This is a genomic window from Pseudonocardia parietis (genome assembly GCF_017876315.1).
GTDB classification, from domain to species: Bacteria; Actinomycetota; Actinomycetes; order Mycobacteriales; family Pseudonocardiaceae; genus Pseudonocardia; species Pseudonocardia parietis.
The window spans coordinates 6,824,420-6,839,528 of record NZ_JAGINU010000001.1; the positions used below are offsets into that span (position 1 = coordinate 6,824,420).

15 protein-coding genes are annotated in these 15,109 nt (G+C 72.3%); 4 read left to right on the forward strand and 11 right to left on the reverse strand.

The annotated features are described in order from the left end of the window. Positions 1 to 326 precede the first annotated feature (326 nt). Positions 327 to 1,436 (forward strand): magnesium/cobalt transporter CorA, encoded by a 1,110-nt coding sequence (gene corA, locus JOF36_RS32155; protein ID WP_210034315.1) that lies wholly within the window; start codon positions 327 to 329, stop codon positions 1,434 to 1,436. A 27-nt stretch (positions 1,437 to 1,463) separates the two neighbouring features. On the opposite strand, the gene JOF36_RS32160 is transcribed toward corA, so the two are convergent. From JOF36_RS32160 to JOF36_RS32180, 5 genes are all read right to left on the reverse strand, one after another. Beyond that, the gene (locus tag JOF36_RS32160) at positions 1,464 to 2,441 is read right to left on the reverse strand and encodes a class I SAM-dependent methyltransferase (RefSeq protein ID WP_307862696.1); all 978 of its coding nucleotides are present in this window, start codon (positions 2,439 to 2,441) and stop codon (positions 1,464 to 1,466) included. Between the two features lie 192 nt (positions 2,442 to 2,633). Further along, the gene (locus JOF36_RS32165) at positions 2,634 to 3,155 is read right to left on the reverse strand and encodes a general stress protein (RefSeq protein WP_210034316.1); all 522 of its coding nucleotides are present in this window, start codon (positions 3,153 to 3,155) and stop codon (positions 2,634 to 2,636) included. A gap of 182 nt (positions 3,156 to 3,337) precedes the next feature. Continuing rightward, positions 3,338 to 4,540 carry an acyl-CoA dehydrogenase family protein gene (locus JOF36_RS32170; protein ID WP_210034319.1) on the reverse strand — a complete coding sequence of 401 codons (1,203 nt, stop codon included), beginning with the start codon at positions 4,538 to 4,540 and terminating at the stop codon, positions 3,338 to 3,340. A gap of 45 nt (positions 4,541 to 4,585) precedes the next feature. Beyond that, positions 4,586 to 5,560, reverse strand: a complete 975-nt coding sequence (locus JOF36_RS32175) for an HpcH/HpaI aldolase/citrate lyase family protein (protein WP_307862697.1) — start codon at positions 5,558 to 5,560, stop codon at positions 4,586 to 4,588. Positions 5,561 to 5,710: 150 nt separating this feature from the next. Continuing rightward, the gene (locus tag JOF36_RS32180; RefSeq protein WP_210034321.1) at positions 5,711 to 6,661 is read right to left on the reverse strand and encodes a PhzF family phenazine biosynthesis protein; all 951 of its coding nucleotides are present in this window, start codon (positions 6,659 to 6,661) and stop codon (positions 5,711 to 5,713) included. A gap of 73 nt (positions 6,662 to 6,734) precedes the next feature. On the opposite strand from JOF36_RS32180, the gene JOF36_RS32185 reads away from it, so the two are divergent. After that, complete coding sequence (locus tag JOF36_RS32185; protein WP_210034323.1) at positions 6,735 to 8,033, forward strand: magnesium transporter MgtE N-terminal domain-containing protein; 1,299 nt, start codon at positions 6,735 to 6,737, stop codon at positions 8,031 to 8,033. After that, positions 8,026 to 8,580 carry a DUF1003 domain-containing protein gene (locus JOF36_RS32190; protein WP_210034326.1) on the forward strand — a complete coding sequence of 185 codons (555 nt, stop codon included), beginning with the start codon at positions 8,026 to 8,028 and terminating at the stop codon, positions 8,578 to 8,580. The genes JOF36_RS32185 and JOF36_RS32190 overlap by 8 nt, the downstream gene beginning before the upstream one ends. On the opposite strand, the gene JOF36_RS32195 is transcribed toward JOF36_RS32190, so the two are convergent. Then, positions 8,570 to 9,052, reverse strand: a complete 483-nt coding sequence (locus JOF36_RS32195) for a MarR family winged helix-turn-helix transcriptional regulator (protein ID WP_210034327.1) — start codon at positions 9,050 to 9,052, stop codon at positions 8,570 to 8,572. The two genes, JOF36_RS32190 and JOF36_RS32195, sit on opposite strands and share 11 nt — an antisense overlap. Before the next feature lie 133 nt (positions 9,053 to 9,185). Between JOF36_RS32195 and JOF36_RS32200 the strand changes: the two genes are divergently transcribed. Beyond that, positions 9,186 to 10,334 (forward strand): Mrp/NBP35 family ATP-binding protein, encoded by a 1,149-nt coding sequence (locus JOF36_RS32200; protein ID WP_210034330.1) that lies wholly within the window; start codon positions 9,186 to 9,188, stop codon positions 10,332 to 10,334. A gap of 84 nt (positions 10,335 to 10,418) precedes the next feature. On the opposite strand, the gene JOF36_RS32205 is transcribed toward JOF36_RS32200, so the two are convergent. From JOF36_RS32205 to JOF36_RS32225, 5 genes are all read right to left on the reverse strand, one after another. Then, positions 10,419 to 11,675 (reverse strand): aspartate aminotransferase family protein, encoded by a 1,257-nt coding sequence (locus tag JOF36_RS32205; RefSeq protein ID WP_210034332.1) that lies wholly within the window; start codon positions 11,673 to 11,675, stop codon positions 10,419 to 10,421. Between the two features lie 361 nt (positions 11,676 to 12,036). Beyond that, positions 12,037 to 12,966 (reverse strand): AEC family transporter, encoded by a 930-nt coding sequence (locus JOF36_RS32210; RefSeq protein ID WP_210034334.1) that lies wholly within the window; start codon positions 12,964 to 12,966, stop codon positions 12,037 to 12,039. 63 nt (positions 12,967 to 13,029) lie between these two features. After that, positions 13,030 to 13,707, reverse strand: coding sequence for a GntR family transcriptional regulator (locus JOF36_RS32215; protein WP_210034336.1), 678 nt, complete (start codon positions 13,705 to 13,707; stop codon positions 13,030 to 13,032). 5 nt (positions 13,708 to 13,712) lie between these two features. Continuing rightward, positions 13,713 to 14,441, reverse strand: a complete 729-nt coding sequence (locus JOF36_RS32220) for a maleate cis-trans isomerase family protein (protein ID WP_210034338.1) — start codon at positions 14,439 to 14,441, stop codon at positions 13,713 to 13,715. Positions 14,442 to 14,496: 55 nt separating this feature from the next. Further along, a complete protein-coding gene (locus JOF36_RS32225; RefSeq protein ID WP_210034340.1) occupies positions 14,497 to 14,997 on the reverse strand; it encodes a DUF3830 family protein in 501 nt (166 codons plus the stop codon). Positions 14,998 to 15,109 lie beyond the last annotated feature (112 nt).

Genomic DNA, 15,109 nt, shown 5'->3' on the forward strand with positions numbered 1-15,109 from the left:
TCGGGCGGCCCGCCCGGGACAGGGCGGCCCGGCTCACACGTGCCCGGTCGGACATCTCACAATCCCGACACACTCGGCCGCGTACGTGCGACGAACAGGACGGACCCGACAGCAGGGGAGGTGAGCGCGGTGTCGTCCGAGCCCCAGACACCGGCGAGCAGTATGTGCCGCCTCCCGCTGCTCCCTGCCCGGAGCGTGTTCCCGGGCTGACCCCGGCGGGAGGCGTGTCGCGCGTCAGGCGGCCGCCCCGGTGTGGCCGCACGTCCCACGGTGCAGGTGCCGCCCCGAGCAGCCCTGCGCCCGGCCGCCCACGGAGGTCCACCGTGATGCCCTCGCTCTCCCAGCTGCGCCCCGCGATCCGTTCGGCGGGCCGGACCCGCCGCAACCGGCGCGCCGCCGCCACGAACACCCCAGCCACCCGGCTGCGGGTACCGCTGTCCTCCTACGTCGTCGACTGCGCGGTCTACGTCGACGGTGAGCGGCTGCCCGGTCGCTGGACGCACGAGGAGGCGATCGCCGAGGTCCGCGAGCGCGGTGACGGCTTCGCCTGGATCGGCCTGCACGAACCCGACGAGGCGCAGATCTCCGGGGTCGCGGAGACCTACGGACTGCACCAGCTCGCCGTCGAGGACGCGGTGCACGCGCACAACCGGCCCAAGCTCGAGCGCTACGATGACACGCTGTTCATGGTGCTCAAGACGGTGCGCTACGTCGGGCACGCCGACCCGACGACGGCGAACGAGATCGTCGAGACCGGCGAGGTCATGGCGTTCGTGGGACGCGACTTCGTCGTCACCGTCCGGCACGGCCGCCACACCGGCCTGCGCGAGGTGCGGCGGCGCCTCGAGGACGACCCGGAGCAGCTGCAGCTCGGCCCCGCGGCGGTGCTGCACGCCATCGCCGACCACGTCGTCGACTCCTACATCGAGGTCGTCCGGCAGATCGAGGGCGACCTGGACGCCGTCGAGGCCGAGGTCTTCTCGCCGCGCTCGACGATGAACCCCGAGCAGATCTACGTCATGAAGCGCGAGATCCTCGACCTGCGCCGCTGCGTGATGCCGCTGGTCGGACCGATGCGCAAGCTGTCCGAGGGCTACAGCTCGCTGGTACCGCACGAGGTGCGGTCCTACTTCCGTGACGTCGACGACCACCTCGGGGGCGTCGCCGAGCAGGTCGCCGGGTTCAACGAGCTCCTGACCACGCTCGTCGACGCGGTGCTCGCGAAGATCAGCATGCGGCAGAACAACGACATGCGGAAGATCACCGCCTACGCCGGCCTGATCTCGGTGCCGACGATGATCGCCGGTGTCTACGGCATGAACTTCGACGTCATGCCCGAGCTGCACTGGGACTTCGGCTACCCGATGGTGCTGCTGCTCATCGCGACCATCTGCGGGCTGCTGTACCGCAACTTCCGGCGCAACGGCTGGCTGTAGCACCGGGTCGGACGCCCCGGCTGCCGCTCACACCTGCCGGTTCCCGGACGGCGGGGTGGGCGGCTCGGTATCGGCGTCGGGCTCGGCGTCGCCGTCCCCGCCGGTGTCCTCCCGGACCTCCTCGGGGATCTCGTCGGCGTACCCGGGATCACCGGGACCGCCCTCGTCGACCGGCTCGGAGCCGACGTCGTCCGGCTCCGGCTCCGCGCGGTCCGGCCGCCACCCGGCCGCGGCCAGCGCGGACGAGCGGGCTTGGCGCTCCCCCACCACGTCCGGCTCGTCGGGACGCCGGCCGAGGAACGTGTGCACCAGGTGCTGCTGCACCCCGCCGACGGTCTGCACCCGGACGTCGTCGAACCCGGCCCGTTCCATCCGGTGGACCATCTGCTCGGGCCCGCCGGCACCACCGACCCGCTTCATCCGGTAGCGGGCCAGGTCCGACACGCCCCAGCGCATCGACGCCATCGGCAGCAGGTAGGTCCAGTTCGCGGTCGCCCAGCGGGTCCGGCCCCGGGAGCCCCCGACGGCGTAGTCGTGCACCGCCAGCGGCGCACCGGGTGCCAGCAGCGACAGCAGCAGGCGCAGCCCGTGCTCGGCGTCGGGCAGGTTGGACACCAGGTACGAGGCGAGGATCCCGTCGAACGGACCCTCGATACCGGCCTCGGCGAGCGTCTCGAGTCTGGTGTGCACGAACGTCACGCGCGGGGACCAGTTCTTCTTCCGGGCCACCGCGAGCATCTCCGCCGACGCGTCGACCGCCACGACCTCGGCACCCTTCACCGTGGTGAGCAGTGCCTCGGTGGAGACACCGGTCCCGCAGCCGATGTCGAGCAGCCGCAGGCCCGGCCCGTCCCCCAGCCCCATCCGGGACGCCGAGACCCGCAGATGGGTCCGGTAGCCCGGGATGGAGCCGACGAACGCGTCGTACCCGCTCGCCCCGCGCCCGTAGGCGCGGTGCACCGTCGACGGGCGGATCTCGTCGCTCTGCCACGCCTCGCCGTTCACGCCGCGATCCTGCCCCGGCGAGCGCTCTCCCCGGAACCCGACGCGCCCGGTCGATCACGGCACACTGCCCGGTCGGGCGGGTCCGGGAGTCGCCGACCGGGCCTCGTACCGCCGTTCGGGACGCTCCGGCCACCCGTGCGGCGCAATGCTTCCGGGTTCAGCGGTACCGGCCGTGCCCGATCACGACGGAGGTCAGAAACCGCCGCCCGGGCCGCCCATCGCGAGCTTGGCGAGCAGCTCCCGGGCCTGCTCGGCGTTGCGCGGCTCGCACAGGACGTCGTAGCGGCCTGCGACCATCTGGCTGGCCGACTGGAAGTCGCGGCGGCCCCGGCTGGCGCCGTAGCCGACGGCGGCGAAGACCATGCCGAACACCGCACCGGAGCCCAGACCGACCAGGATCGGCAGGAAGCTGCCGTCCGGCGAGAACAGCGACAGCAGCAGACCGACGAACAGACCGAGCCAGGCGCCGGACGCGGCGCCGGAGGCCAGGACGCGGCCCCAGGTCAGCCGGCCGATGACCCGTTCGACGAGCATCAGGTCGACACCCACGATGGTCACGTCGCGCACCGGGAAGTCGGAGTCGGCGAGGTGGTCGACCGCGCGCTGCGCCTCCTCGTAGGTGGCGTAGGAGCCCACCGGCCACCCGGTCGGCGGAGTGGGCAGCTGCGGCAGGCCCGGTGCCGGGCGTGCCTGGCCGCCGAACGGGTTGGTCATGACGCTCTCCTCGTGATCTCCGGTTTCGCTACCGGTGCAACGGTCGACGGCCGCCCGGTGTGCCCGGCGAGCCTAGCGGCGTCCCGCCGGGCACGTGCCTCGTGTCCCCGGACGGGTCCCGATCCGAAACGTGCGACGGCCCCGCCCCGGGGTCTCCGGGAGCGGGGCCGTGACACCGTGAATCAGCGAAGCTTGTAGTCGCGCAGCAGGCCGCGGGAGATGATCGTCTTCTGGATCTCCGAGGTGCCCTCGCCGATCAGCAGGAACGGCGCCTCGCGCATCAGGCGCTCGATCTCGTACTCCTTGGAGTAGCCGTACCCACCGTGGATGCGGAACGACTCCTCGGTGACCTCCTTGCAGTACTCCGAGGCGAGCATCTTGGCCATGCCGGCCTCGACGTCGTTGCGCTCGCCGCGGTCCTTGAGCCGCGCGGCGTTGACCATCATCAGGTGCGCGGCCTCGACCTTGGTGGCCATCTCGGCGATCTTGAACGCGATCGCCTGGTGGTTGACGATCGGCTTGCCGAAGGTGGAGCGCTGCTGGGCGTACTCGACGCCGAGCTCGAAGGCCCGGATCGCGATGCCGCAGGCCCGGGCGGCGACGTTGACCCGGCCGACCTCGACGCCGTCCATCATGTGCGCGAAGCCCTTGCCCCGGGCGCCGCCGAGGATCTGGTCACCGGAGATCCGGTGCCCCTTGAACACCAGCTCGGTGGTGTCGACGCCCTTGTAGCCCATCTTGTCGATCTTGCCGGGGACGACCAGGCCGGGCGCGACCTCGCCGTAGCCCTCCGGCTTCTCGACCAGGAACGTGGTCAGGTTCTGGTGCGCCTTCTCCGCGCCCTCGTCGGTCTTGACCAGCACGGCGGTGAGGTTCGAGGTGCCGCCGTTGGTCAGCCACATCTTGGCGCCGTCGACGACGTAGTCACCACTGCCGTCACCCGACTCGACGGCCTTGGTCTTGATGGCCGCCACGTCCGAGCCCAGGTCCGGCTCCGACATCGAGAACGAGCCGCGGGTCTCCCCCGTGGCCATCTTCGGCAGGTAGCGCTCCTTCTGCGCCTGCGTGCCGTGCTGGCGCAGCATGTACGCCACGATGAAGTGGGTGTTGATCACGCCGGACACGCTCATCCAGCCGCGCGCGATCTCCTCCACGACCAGCGCGTAGGTGAGCAGCGACTCGCCGAGGCCGCCGTACTCCTCCGGGATCATGAGGCCGAACAGCCCCATCTCCTTCATCCCGTCGACGATGTCCTGCGGGTAGGTGTCCGCGTGCTCCAGCGCCGTGGCGTGCGGAATGATCTCCTTGTCCACGAACGAGCGGACGGTGGACAGGATCTCGGTCTGGATGTCGGTGAGACCGGCGGTCTGCGCGAGCCGGGCCATGGTGCCTCCTGGGCGTCGGTGGTCAGCGGGGGTCCGAGCGGCGGCTCAGGACTCCGGCGGGGTCCACTTGTCGGTACGGGACATCCCCGCGGCACGACCCTTGCCCGAGATCACCAGCGCCATCTTGCGGCTGGCCTCGTCGATCATCTCGTCACCGATCATCGCGGCGCCGCGCTTCCCGCCGGCCTCCGAGGTGAAGTACTCGTAGGCGTCGAGGATGTTCTCGGCGTGGTCGTAGTCGCTCTGCGCCGGCGAGAACGTCTCGTTCGCGGCGTCGATCTGGCCCGGGTGCAGCACCCACTTGCCGTCGAAGCCGAGCGCGGCCGAGCGACCGGCCACCCGGCTGAACCCGTCGACGTCCTTGATCTGCAGGAACGGGCCGTCGATGGCCTGCTTGTCGTGCGCGCGGGCGGCCATCAGGATCGACATGAGGATGTGGTGGTAGGCGTCGCCCACGTCGTAGCCGGGCGGCTGCTCGCCGACGACCAGCGACTTCATGTTGATCGAGGCCATGAAGTCGGCCGGGCCGAAGATGATCGTCTCCACCCGGGGCGAGGCGGTGGCGATCGCGTTCACGTTGGTGAGGCCCAGCGCGTTCTCGATCTGCGCCTCGATGCCGATCTTCCCGACCTCGTGGCCCATCGTCTTCTCGACCTGGGTCATCAACAGGTCCAGGGCGACGACCTGCTCCGGGGTCTGCACCTTCGGCAGCATGATCGCGTCGAGGTTCGCGCCCGCGCCCTCGACGACCTCGACCACGTCGCGGTAGGTCCACTCGGTGGTCCAGTCGTTGACCCGGACCACGCGGACCTTCTCGCCCCAACCGCCCTCGTTGAGGGCTTCGACGATCGTCGTGCGGGCGCCCGGCTTGGCCAGCGGGGCGCAGGCGTCCTCCAGGTCCAGGAAGACCTGGTCGGAGTTCAGCGTGCGCGCCTTGTCGATGAACTTCTGGCTCGAGCCCGGCACGGCCAGGCAGGAACGGCGGGCACGCTGCACTCGCGACTGGGGGGTGGTGCTCACAGGCGGGCTCCTCGTCGAGTTCGTCCTCGCCCGCCTTGCACGGCGGCGGGCCTCCGGCTGGAGGTGATGCTGGCACGACCGCCCGCGGATCGCCCCGTGCAGGTGATTGGTTTCTCAGCCGCCGGTGGTCAGCCGGGGGTTACCCGCGAGTCACCCCGGTTCGGGGGGCGGGGTCAGGGAACCACCGGCGACGGCGACGACCGTGCCGCCCACCCAGGTGCCGACGGCCTGCCCGCCCTCGGTGCGGACCCCGGCGTAGAGGGTGGACGGGCGTCCCATCTCGACCCCCTGGGTGACGACGAAGGGGTGCTCGCCGTCGTCGGGGACCAGGCCGCGGTCGGCCAGGAACACCCCCAGCGCGACGGCGGCCGACCCGGTCGCCGGGTCCTCGGCGACCCCGACCCCGGGGGCGAACATCCGCGCGCGCACCCGCTCGGCCGTGGCGTCCACCGAGGCCACCAGGACGCCCTCCCCGCCGCCACGCGCCGCGGCGATCGCGGCCGCGTCCGGACGGGCCCGGGCGACGGCGTCGGGCTGCACGAGCAGGATGGCGTAGTCGACGCCGGCTCCGGCGACACCGGGCAGCGCCGCGCCGTCGACGTCGTCGGGGCCCAGACCGACCGCGGCGGCCAGCCGGACCGCGTCCAGGTCCTCGCCGACGAACGGCCGGCCGCCCTCGACGCGGGCGCCGCTGCCGTCGACCCGGACCGGGAGCAGGCCGGCGCCGCACTCCTGGATCCGGTCGCCGTGGCCGATCACGCCGTCACGGGCCAGGACCCACGCGGTACCGACGCTCGGGTGACCGGCGAAGGGCAGCTCCCGGACCGGGGTGAAGATCCGCACCCGGTAGTCGGCGCTCTCGTCGCCGTCGCCGGTCGGCGGCAGCGGGAACGTGGTCTCCGACAGGTTGAACTCGGTCGCGATGGCCTGCATCCGGGCGGTCGAGAGGGCCTCGGCCCCGTGCACGACCGCGAGCGGGTTGCCCGCGTAGGCGCGGTCGGTGAAGACGTCGACGATGTCGAAGCGGAGGGGATCGGGCCCCGGAACGTGCCCGGCGTCGCCGGTCGGGTCGTCACGGAGGTCGCTGCTGGGCTCGCTCACGTCGGCGGAGCCTAATCACCCGCCTGCGCGTGCCGTCCGGCCCGCCCTCCCCGACCCGAATAGGCTCGGCGTCATGGCCTCGGCACGGGTGTTCGTCGCACGGATGGCGGGCCTGGCCGTCTTCGGACCGGACGGTGAGCAGATCGGGCGGGTCCGCGACGTCGTCGTGTCGCTGCGGGTCGACAGCCGGCCGCCACGCGTGCTCGGGCTGGTCGTCGACCTGTCCGCGCGGCGCAGCATCTTCGTCCCGATGCTGCGGGTCTCCGACATCGCACCGTCGGCGGCGACGCTGGCCAGCGGATCGGTGAACCTGCGCGGGTTCGACCAGCGTCCCAACGAGACCCTGGTGCTGGGCGAGCTGCTGAACTCGTCGGTGACGGTGCGCGAGTCGGGCGCCGTGGGCGTCGTCGTCGACGTCGCGATCGAGCCCACCCGCACCCGGGACTGGGCCGTCGCGAAGGTCGCCGTCCGGTTCCGCCGGGCCGGGCTGTCCCGGCGTCCGCGGGTCGAGGTGCACGGCTGGGAGTCGGTCTCCGGGCTGGACGTCGCGGCCACCCAGGGCGCCGACCGGCTGCTCGCGGTGTTCGACACGATGCGCCCCGCCGACGTCGCGGCGGCGCTGTCCCGGCTGCCGGACGGGCGCCAGCGGCAGGTCGTCGACGCCCTCGACGACGAGCGTCTCGCCGACATCTTCGAGGAGCTGTCCGAGTCCGACCAGCGTGAGCTGCTGACCTACCTCGGTGACGACCGGGCGGCGGACGTGCTGGAGGCGATGAGCCCGGACGACGCCGCCGACCTGCTCGGCGAGCTGCCCGACGACGAGGCGGGCCGGCTGCTGGAGCTCATGGAACCCGGCGAGTCCGAGCCGGTGCGCCGGCTGCTGCGCTACGAGTGGGACACCGCGGGCGGGCTGATGACACCGGAGCCGATCACGCTGTCCCCGGACGCGACGGTCGCCGAGGCACTGGCCCGGGTGCGCCATCCCGAGGTGCCACCGGCGCTGGCGTCGATGGTGTTCGTCGTCCGCCCGCCGACGGCCACCCCGACCGGTCGCTACCTGGGCGGCGTGCACGCCCAGCAGCTGCTGCGCGCGGCGCCGTTCGAGCTGGTCGCGGGCCTGGTCGACACCGAGCTGCCGCAGCTCGGCCCGGAGACCGGGCTCGGGGCGGTGACCCGCTGGTTCGCGAGCTACAACCTGGTCGCCGGCCCGGTCGTCGACACCGAGGGGCATCTGCTCGGCGCGGTGACCGTCGACGACGTGCTGGACCACCTGCTGCCGCAGGGCTGGCGGGACCGCGACCTCGCGTCCGCCGAGGTGCGGCACGGCGCCACCGACGGGCACCCGCAGGACTCGGGGGTGCGCGGTGCCTGAGGCAGGCGGAGGACGGCGGCTGGACCAGCCGCAGCTCGGGCGGCGCCGCTTCGAGTTCGACCCCGACGGCTTCGCCCGGCTGTCGGAGCGGATCGCACGGTTCCTCGGGACGGGCCGGTTCCTGGCCACCCAGACCGTGATCGTGGTGGTGTGGATCCTGCTCAACATGGTCGCCTGGTGGGGCCAGTGGGACCCGTACCCGTTCATCCTGCTCAACCTGGCGTTCTCCACCCAGGCCGCGTACGCGGCACCGCTGATCCTGCTGGCCCAGAACCGGCAGGACGACCGGGACCGGATCGCGCTGGACGAGGACCGGCGGCGGGCGGAGCGGACCAAGGCCGACACCGAGTTCCTGGCCCGCGAGCTGGCGGCGCTGCGGCTGGCCGTCGGTGAGACGGCGAGCCGGGACTACCTGCGCGGTGAACTGGAGAGGCTCTCCGAGCGGCTCGACGACGCGGTGGCCAGGGCCGCGGCGGGGACCGGCCCGGCGCCCGCCGCGGATGCGGAACGCAAGCGGTACCGGAAGAAGGAGCGGTTCAGGGGATGAGCTTGCGGGTGATCCGCTCGAGGTCGGCGAGGTCGTCGGCGTCGAGCCGGTCCGCGAAGTGCCGCCGGATCCCCCGCAGGTGCGTGGTCGCGGCGATCCGCAGCCGCTCGTAGCCCGCGTCGGTCAGCCGGGCGGTGACCCCGCGGCCGTCGGCGGCGACCTTCGCCCGGGTGACCAGGCCCACCTTCTCCAGCCGGTCCACCAGCCGGGTCACCCCGGAGCGGGAGAGCAGGACGGCCTCGGCCAGCTCGGTCATCCGCAGCTGGTGGCCCGGGACCTCGGAGAGCTGGACGAGGACGTCGTAGGCAGCCAGGGAGAGGTCCTGCTCGATCTCGAGCTCGCTCTCGAGCAGCTTCGTGATGCCCGCGTGCGCGCGCAGGAAGCTGCGCCACGAGGCGAGCTCGTCGCGGGTCGGGATCACCCGCCGTCGCCCGGGGTGCTCGCGCCCCGGGGCGCCGACCGTGTCCTCCATCGCCGGTGATGTTTCCAGACCCCGCCCGGACCGGTGACACCCTGGTGCGAGGAGGGTGCCGGGAGACACGTGGGCCGCTCCGGCGCGCCACGTAGCATGGAATCGTCACGAGCAGAAAGAGGTCATTGCGCTCATGTCCGTCACCGGCAGCACCAGCACCGTCGAAGAGGCCGTGCGCGCCGCCCTCGGCACCGTCGAGGACCCGGAGATCCACAAGCCGATCACCGAGCTGGGGATGGTCAAGAGCGTCGCTGTCTCCGCGGACGGGCTCGCGGAGGTCGGCGTCTACCTGACCGTCGCCGGCTGCCCGATGCGCGAGACGATCACCTCCCGGGTCACCGAGGCCGTCGGCAAGGTTCCGGGGATCGCCCGGGTCGAGGTCGAGCTCGACGTGATGAGCGACGAGCAGCGCACCGAGCTGCGTCGCTCGCTCCGGGGCGACTCGGACGAGCCCGAGATCCCGTTCGCCCAGCCCGGGTCGCTGACCCGCGTCTACTGCGTCGCGTCCGGCAAGGGCGGGGTCGGCAAGTCCTCGGTCACCGTCAACCTGGCCGTGTCGATGGCGCGCCGCGGGTTGAAGGTCGGCGTGGTCGACGCCGACATCTACGGCCACTCGGTGCCCCGCATGATCGGCGCGGCCGACCGGCCGACCAAGGTCGAGAACATGATCATGCCGCCCCAGTCGCACGGGGTGAAGGTCATCTCGATCGGCATGTTCACCGACGGCAACACGCCCGTCGTGTGGCGTGGCCCGATGCTGCACCGCGCGCTGCAGCAGTTCCTGGCCGACGTCTTCTGGGGCGACCTGGACGTGCTGCTGCTCGATCTGCCCCCGGGCACCGGTGACATCGCCATCTCCACCGCGCAGCTCGTCCCGAACGCCGAGCTGCTCGTCGTGACCACCCCGCAGCAGGCCGCCGCCGAGGTCGCCGAGCGGGCCGGCGCGATCTCCACCCAGACCCGTCAGCGCCTGGCCGGCGTCGTGGAGAACATGTCCTGGATGGAGATGCCCGACGGCTCGCGCAACGAGATCTTCGGCTCCGGCGGCGGGCAGATCGTGGCGGACTCGCTGAGCCGCATCCTCGGCGCCCCGGTGCCGCTGCTCGGGCAGGTGCCGCTCGATGTCGCCCTGCGCGAGGGCGGCGACGCCGGCACCCCGATCGTGCTCGGGAAGCCGGAGTCCGCGGCCGCGCAGGCCCTCGAGGGGATCGCGGAGCAGCTCACCGTGCGCTCGCGCGGCCTGGCCGGGATGAGCCTCAACATCTCCCCCGTCGGGCGCTGAGCACCGGCCACAGACAGCGGACGGCCCCGCACACCGCGTTGTCGGTGTGCGGGGCCGTCCGTTTGTGACCCCCGGGGATGGCTCTCAGCCGAGCGCGTCGTCGAGCGTCTTCGCCCAGAGCGCGAGGCCCTCGTCGATCTGCTCAGCGGTGACGACCAGCGGCGGGATCATGCGGACGACGTTGCCGTAGACGCCGCAGGTCAGCAGCAGCAGCCCCTGCGCAGCCGCGGCCGCGTGCACCTTCGCCGCGGTCGCACCGTCCGGCTTGCCCTCGGCGTCGACGAACTCGATGCCGACCATCAGGCCGCGCCCGCGGACGTCGCCGATGACCGGGTGGTGCTGCGCGGACTCGCGGACCCCGGCGATGAGCTTCTCGCCCTGCACCCGCGCGTTCTCGACGAGGTTCTCCTTCTGCACGACCTCGAGCGTGGCGAGCGCGGCGGCGCAGGCGACGGCGTTGCCGCCGTAGGTGCCGCCCTGGGAGCCCGGCCAGGCCTTCTCCATGATCGCCTTCGGTGCGGCGATGGCGGAGAGCGGGAAGCCGGACGCGAGGCCCTTCGCCGTGACGATGATGTCCGGGACGAAACCCTCGGTGTGCTGGTGGCCCCAGAACTTCCCGGTGCGGCCGTAGCCGGTCTGCACCTCGTCGGCGATCAGCAGGATGCCGTGCCGGTCGGCCCGCTCGCGCAGGCCCTGCAGGAACGCGGCCGGGGTCGGGACGTAGCCGCCCTCGCCCAGCACCGGCTCGACGATGAACGCCGCGACGTCGGCCGCCGGCGCGGTGCTGGCCAGCTGGCGGTCGAGCTCGCTCAGGGCGAACGCGACGGCCTGCTCCTCGGACCAGCCGTAGCGGTAGGCGTACGGGAACGGGGAGAACGCGACCCCGCCCATCATCGGTCCGATCCCGGCCCGGATCTTGGCTCCGGAGGTGGTGAGCGCCGCGGCACCCATCGTGCGACCGTGGAAGCCGCCGTCGAACGCGACGACGAGCTGGCGGTCGGTGGCCTGCCGGGCCAGCCGGACCGACGCCTCCACGGCCTCGGAGCCGGAGTTGGTGAAGAAGACCGAGTCGATGCCGTCGGGCAGCACCTCGCCCATCCGCTCGACGAGCCGCAGCAGCGGCTGGTGCATCACGGTCGTGTACTGGCCGTGGATCAGCGTCGCGACCTGCTCCTGTGCGGCCTGGACCACCGCCGGGTGGCAGTGCCCGGTCGAGGTGACGCCGATGCCGGCGGTGAAGTCGAGGAACCGGCGATCGTCGGTGTCGTACAGGTAGACGCCCTCACCGCGGGCGGCCTGGACCGGGGTGGCCTGCTTCAGCAGCGGGGACAGCTGTGCCATGGGTTCGCAGCTCCTGATGCGTCGGGGTGTCCGGCGTCCGGAAGGGATTCTCGGATGTCGTCTCGAGTCACCACACGGGTTGTCGAGTTGTCGACAATCCTAGGGAATCACGCGCAGGCGGCTCTGGGCAAGGGTCGGTTCTGCCTCGCTTTGCTCTGCTCACCCCTACGCACCGGGCAGCTTCGAGGCCGTACCGGGGCGGCTCCGCGGCCTCACCGCGGCCACGGCGGGCGCCCCGTGCGCACCGGTGAGCAGAGCAAAGGGGCTGCTCACCAGGGGTGGTGCGCATCGGTACGCAGAGCAAAGCGCCGGGAGAGGAGCATCCCACCAGCGGCCGTCCGGCCAGGGGACACGATCGTGGTCAGGTCAGCAGGGCCGCGACGACGAGCAGGACCGGCACCGCCGTGACGGTGGTCGCCAGTGCGGTGTCCCGGGCCAGCGTGACGGCGCGCTCGTAGCGCAGGGCGTAGCCGAAGACGTTCTGCGCCGTCGGCAGCGCGGCCAGGACCACCGCGGCCAGCAGTGCCGGGCCGCTCAGCCCGAGCACCCCGGCCGCGAACGCCCACGCGATCAGCGGGTGCGCCACGTTCTTGATCGCCACTGCGATCCACACCGAGCCGGCCGTCTCGCCCGTGCCCGGACGCCGGGTGCCGTACAGGGACAGGCCGAAGGCCAGCAGCATCGCCGGCACCGCGAGGTCCGCCAGCAGCTCCACCGGGGCCGTGACCGGCTCGGGAAGCCGCAGGCCTGTTCCCGACACGACCAGGCCTGCCGCCGTGGCGATCGCGATCGGGTTCCGCAGCGGCGCGAACACGATGCGCATCCAGCCCGGACGCTCACCGCGGCCGTCGCCGGGCAGGACGTCCAGCAGCGTCGTGAACAGCGGCGTCAGCACGGCGAGCTGGAACAGCAACACCGGCGCGACGGCCGCCGGGTCGCCGAGCACGTAGGTCGCGATCGGGATGCCGAGGTTGCCGGCGTTGACGTAGCCCGACGCCATCGACCCGATCACGGTCTCCCCCGCCGGACGGCGGCGCAGCAGCGCGACCGGCACGAAGAGCAGGCAGGCGAGCGAGCTGGCGACCGCGGTGACCAGCAGCCCGGAGGAGAAGACCGCGCCGACGTCGGCGCGGGAGAGGGTGATGAACAGCAGCGCGGGCGTCGCGACGAAGAACGCCGCGCGCGCGAGCACCCGGGACCCCTGCTCACCGAGCAGCCCGCTACGCCCGAGCATGTACCCGACACCGACGACGACGCCGATGACCAGGAAACCCTCGAGCACGCCCGTCACGTGCCGCTACTTTACCCAGGGCAACGATCAGCCGGGTCCGGAGCGCGCGGCCTCACACACCCGTCACGCGGCGCCGGGCATCGCTGCCAGGATCCGGATGACGGCGTCGTCCATGTGCGCGGCCAGACGGTCCAGCAGCAGCCCGGTGTGCCCGTCGCGCAGCGCATCGCGCAGCCGCTGGTGCTCGACGAGGAGCTCGGCCGCCGGCGGAGCCGTCTGCTGGAACGCGGCGAGGCACATCCGGGTCTCGACCAGCAGCCCCTCGGTCATCCGGCGCAACCGCGGACTCCCGGAGGCGGCGACCAGCGCGGCGTGGAAGTCGTGGTCGGCGTCCGCGAGCGCGACCGCGTCCCCGGCCGCCGCGGCCGACTCCATCGCCCCCAACGGGATTTCCAGCGCCACGACGGCCAGCTGCCGGTCGCCGGCCAGGACCTGCAGCGCGGCCGCGCGCTCGACCGCGGTCCGGGCCAGGTAGACGTCCCGGACGTCGTCCGGGCCCAGCTCACGCACGAACAACCCGCGGTGCCGCTCGCTGCGCAGCAGACCCTCGGCGACCAGCCGCTGCATCGCCTCGCGCAGCGGCCCGCGGCTGACGCCGAGCCGTGTGGCCAGGTCCACCTCGCCGAGCTGGGCGCCCGGCGCGAAGGTACCGCGCATGATCGCGGTGCGGATCCGGTCCGCGACGATCTCCGCGGTGGACCGCCGGCTGACCGGCTCCAGCTCCGAGACGTCCAGGCCCATCCGGCTCATCCCTTCCGGAACAGTGTCCCGAGCCCGGGCCGGTCGATGTCGGCGCCGGCCAGGCGCAGCCCCTGCCACATGCTGACCTGGTTGGCGGTCAGCACCGGCTTGCCGAGCCGGGCGTCGAGCGCGTCCAGGATCTCCACGGTGTGCAGCGCGGTGTCCGGCAGCAGCACCGCGTCGGCCTGCGGCGCGTCCGACGACACCGCCTCGGCGAACTCGAGCACCGTCTCCACCGGCAGCGTCCCGACCTCGGCGGCGGTGATGATGTCGCGCGCGGAGACGGTCAGCACCGAGATGTCGTGGTGGGTCAGGAACTGCACGAAGGCGCCTGCGACGTCCGGTGGGTAGGTCGCCCCGATCGCCACCGTCGACACGCCGAGCCGCCGGCAGGCGTCCACGAACGCGAACGACGTGCTCGACGCCGGCACGCCCGCCGCCCGTTCCAGGGTGGCCGCCTGCCGGGCCGCACCCTCGGGACCGAAGATGAAGCTGCCCGAGGTGCACGCCCACACGATCGCGTCGAGCGGGCCGGCCTCGGCCGCGACCCGGCGCGCTCCCTCGGCGAGGACCTCGTCGCCACCGATGTCGAGCAGCGCGTCCTCGCGGTGGGCGTCTTCCTTCATCTCCGTGTGCACCAGCGGGAGCGTGCTGCCGTCGGCCAGCAGCTTCTCGGCGCGCGGGTAATCGTCCTCGGCCGAGTAGCCGGGGTACAGGATGCCAACCGTGCTCATGTTGTCGACAATCCTACAGACCTGCGGAAGATCGCAAGCCCTTCCGGCTGCCGACTCAGCTGTCGACCCTCGAGTACACGAGCCGCTCCCCGACGCTGCCCGAGCGCCAGACGTCGTGGCAGGCCGTCGCCATCGCGTCCAGCCCGTCGACGATCGTGGCGAACACGTTGCCCGGTACCCACCCGACATCGCCGTTGAGCAGCAGGTTGTTGCGGCCGTAGAAGATCGCCAGGTCGATCCCGCCCGCCGCGGCGTCGATACCCTGGTCGTCCTTGAACGCCGCGTCGAGCATCCCGCCGTGGAAGTCGAAGTAGCAGACGTCACCCGGGATCGGGGTGACCGTCGGGTTCTCCTGACCGATCCGCGGACCGAACCGCGGGACGATCGTGTAGACCTCGTTGCGGGCGTACTTGGCATGCTGCGCGTCGCCGCCCTGCGGGCCGCCCGCGAGCGCCTCCCAGACCGCCGCGGACGTGCGCGGCGCCTCCTTCTCCAGCAGCTCGGCCGTGCAGCCGACGCCACGCTTCGCGAGTTCGATCCTGATCAGCTTGGACACTCGGACCCCCGGGGTCGATCGTGGGTGCGGGGAAACGCCTCCGCCCGGATAGGCGGATTGTTGACAATCCTAGGTGCGCTTCCTAGCGTGTCAACGCCGCCCGACCTCCCCA

Excerpts from the sequence above, each read along its gene's own strand:
- corA (WP_210034315.1), top strand. The coding sequence starts at position 327 with ATGCCCTCGCTCTCCCAGCTGCGCCCCGCGATCCGTTCGGCGGGCCGG.
- JOF36_RS32165 (WP_210034316.1), bottom strand. The coding sequence starts at position 3,155 with ATGACCAACCCGTTCGGCGGCCAGGCACGCCCGGCACCGGGCCTGCCG.
- JOF36_RS32170 (WP_210034319.1), bottom strand. The coding sequence starts at position 4,540 with ATGGCCCGGCTCGCGCAGACCGCCGGTCTCACCGACATCCAGACCGAG.
- JOF36_RS32185 (WP_210034323.1), top strand. The coding sequence starts at position 6,735 with ATGGCCTCGGCACGGGTGTTCGTCGCACGGATGGCGGGCCTGGCCGTC.
- JOF36_RS32195 (WP_210034327.1), bottom strand. The coding sequence starts at position 9,052 with ATGGAGGACACGGTCGGCGCCCCGGGGCGCGAGCACCCCGGGCGACGG.
- JOF36_RS32200 (WP_210034330.1), top strand. The coding sequence starts at position 9,186 with ATGTCCGTCACCGGCAGCACCAGCACCGTCGAAGAGGCCGTGCGCGCC.
- JOF36_RS32205 (WP_210034332.1), bottom strand. The coding sequence starts at position 11,675 with ATGGCACAGCTGTCCCCGCTGCTGAAGCAGGCCACCCCGGTCCAGGCC.
- JOF36_RS32215 (WP_210034336.1), bottom strand. The coding sequence starts at position 13,707 with ATGGGCCTGGACGTCTCGGAGCTGGAGCCGGTCAGCCGGCGGTCCACC.
- JOF36_RS32220 (WP_210034338.1), bottom strand. The coding sequence starts at position 14,441 with ATGAGCACGGTTGGCATCCTGTACCCCGGCTACTCGGCCGAGGACGAT.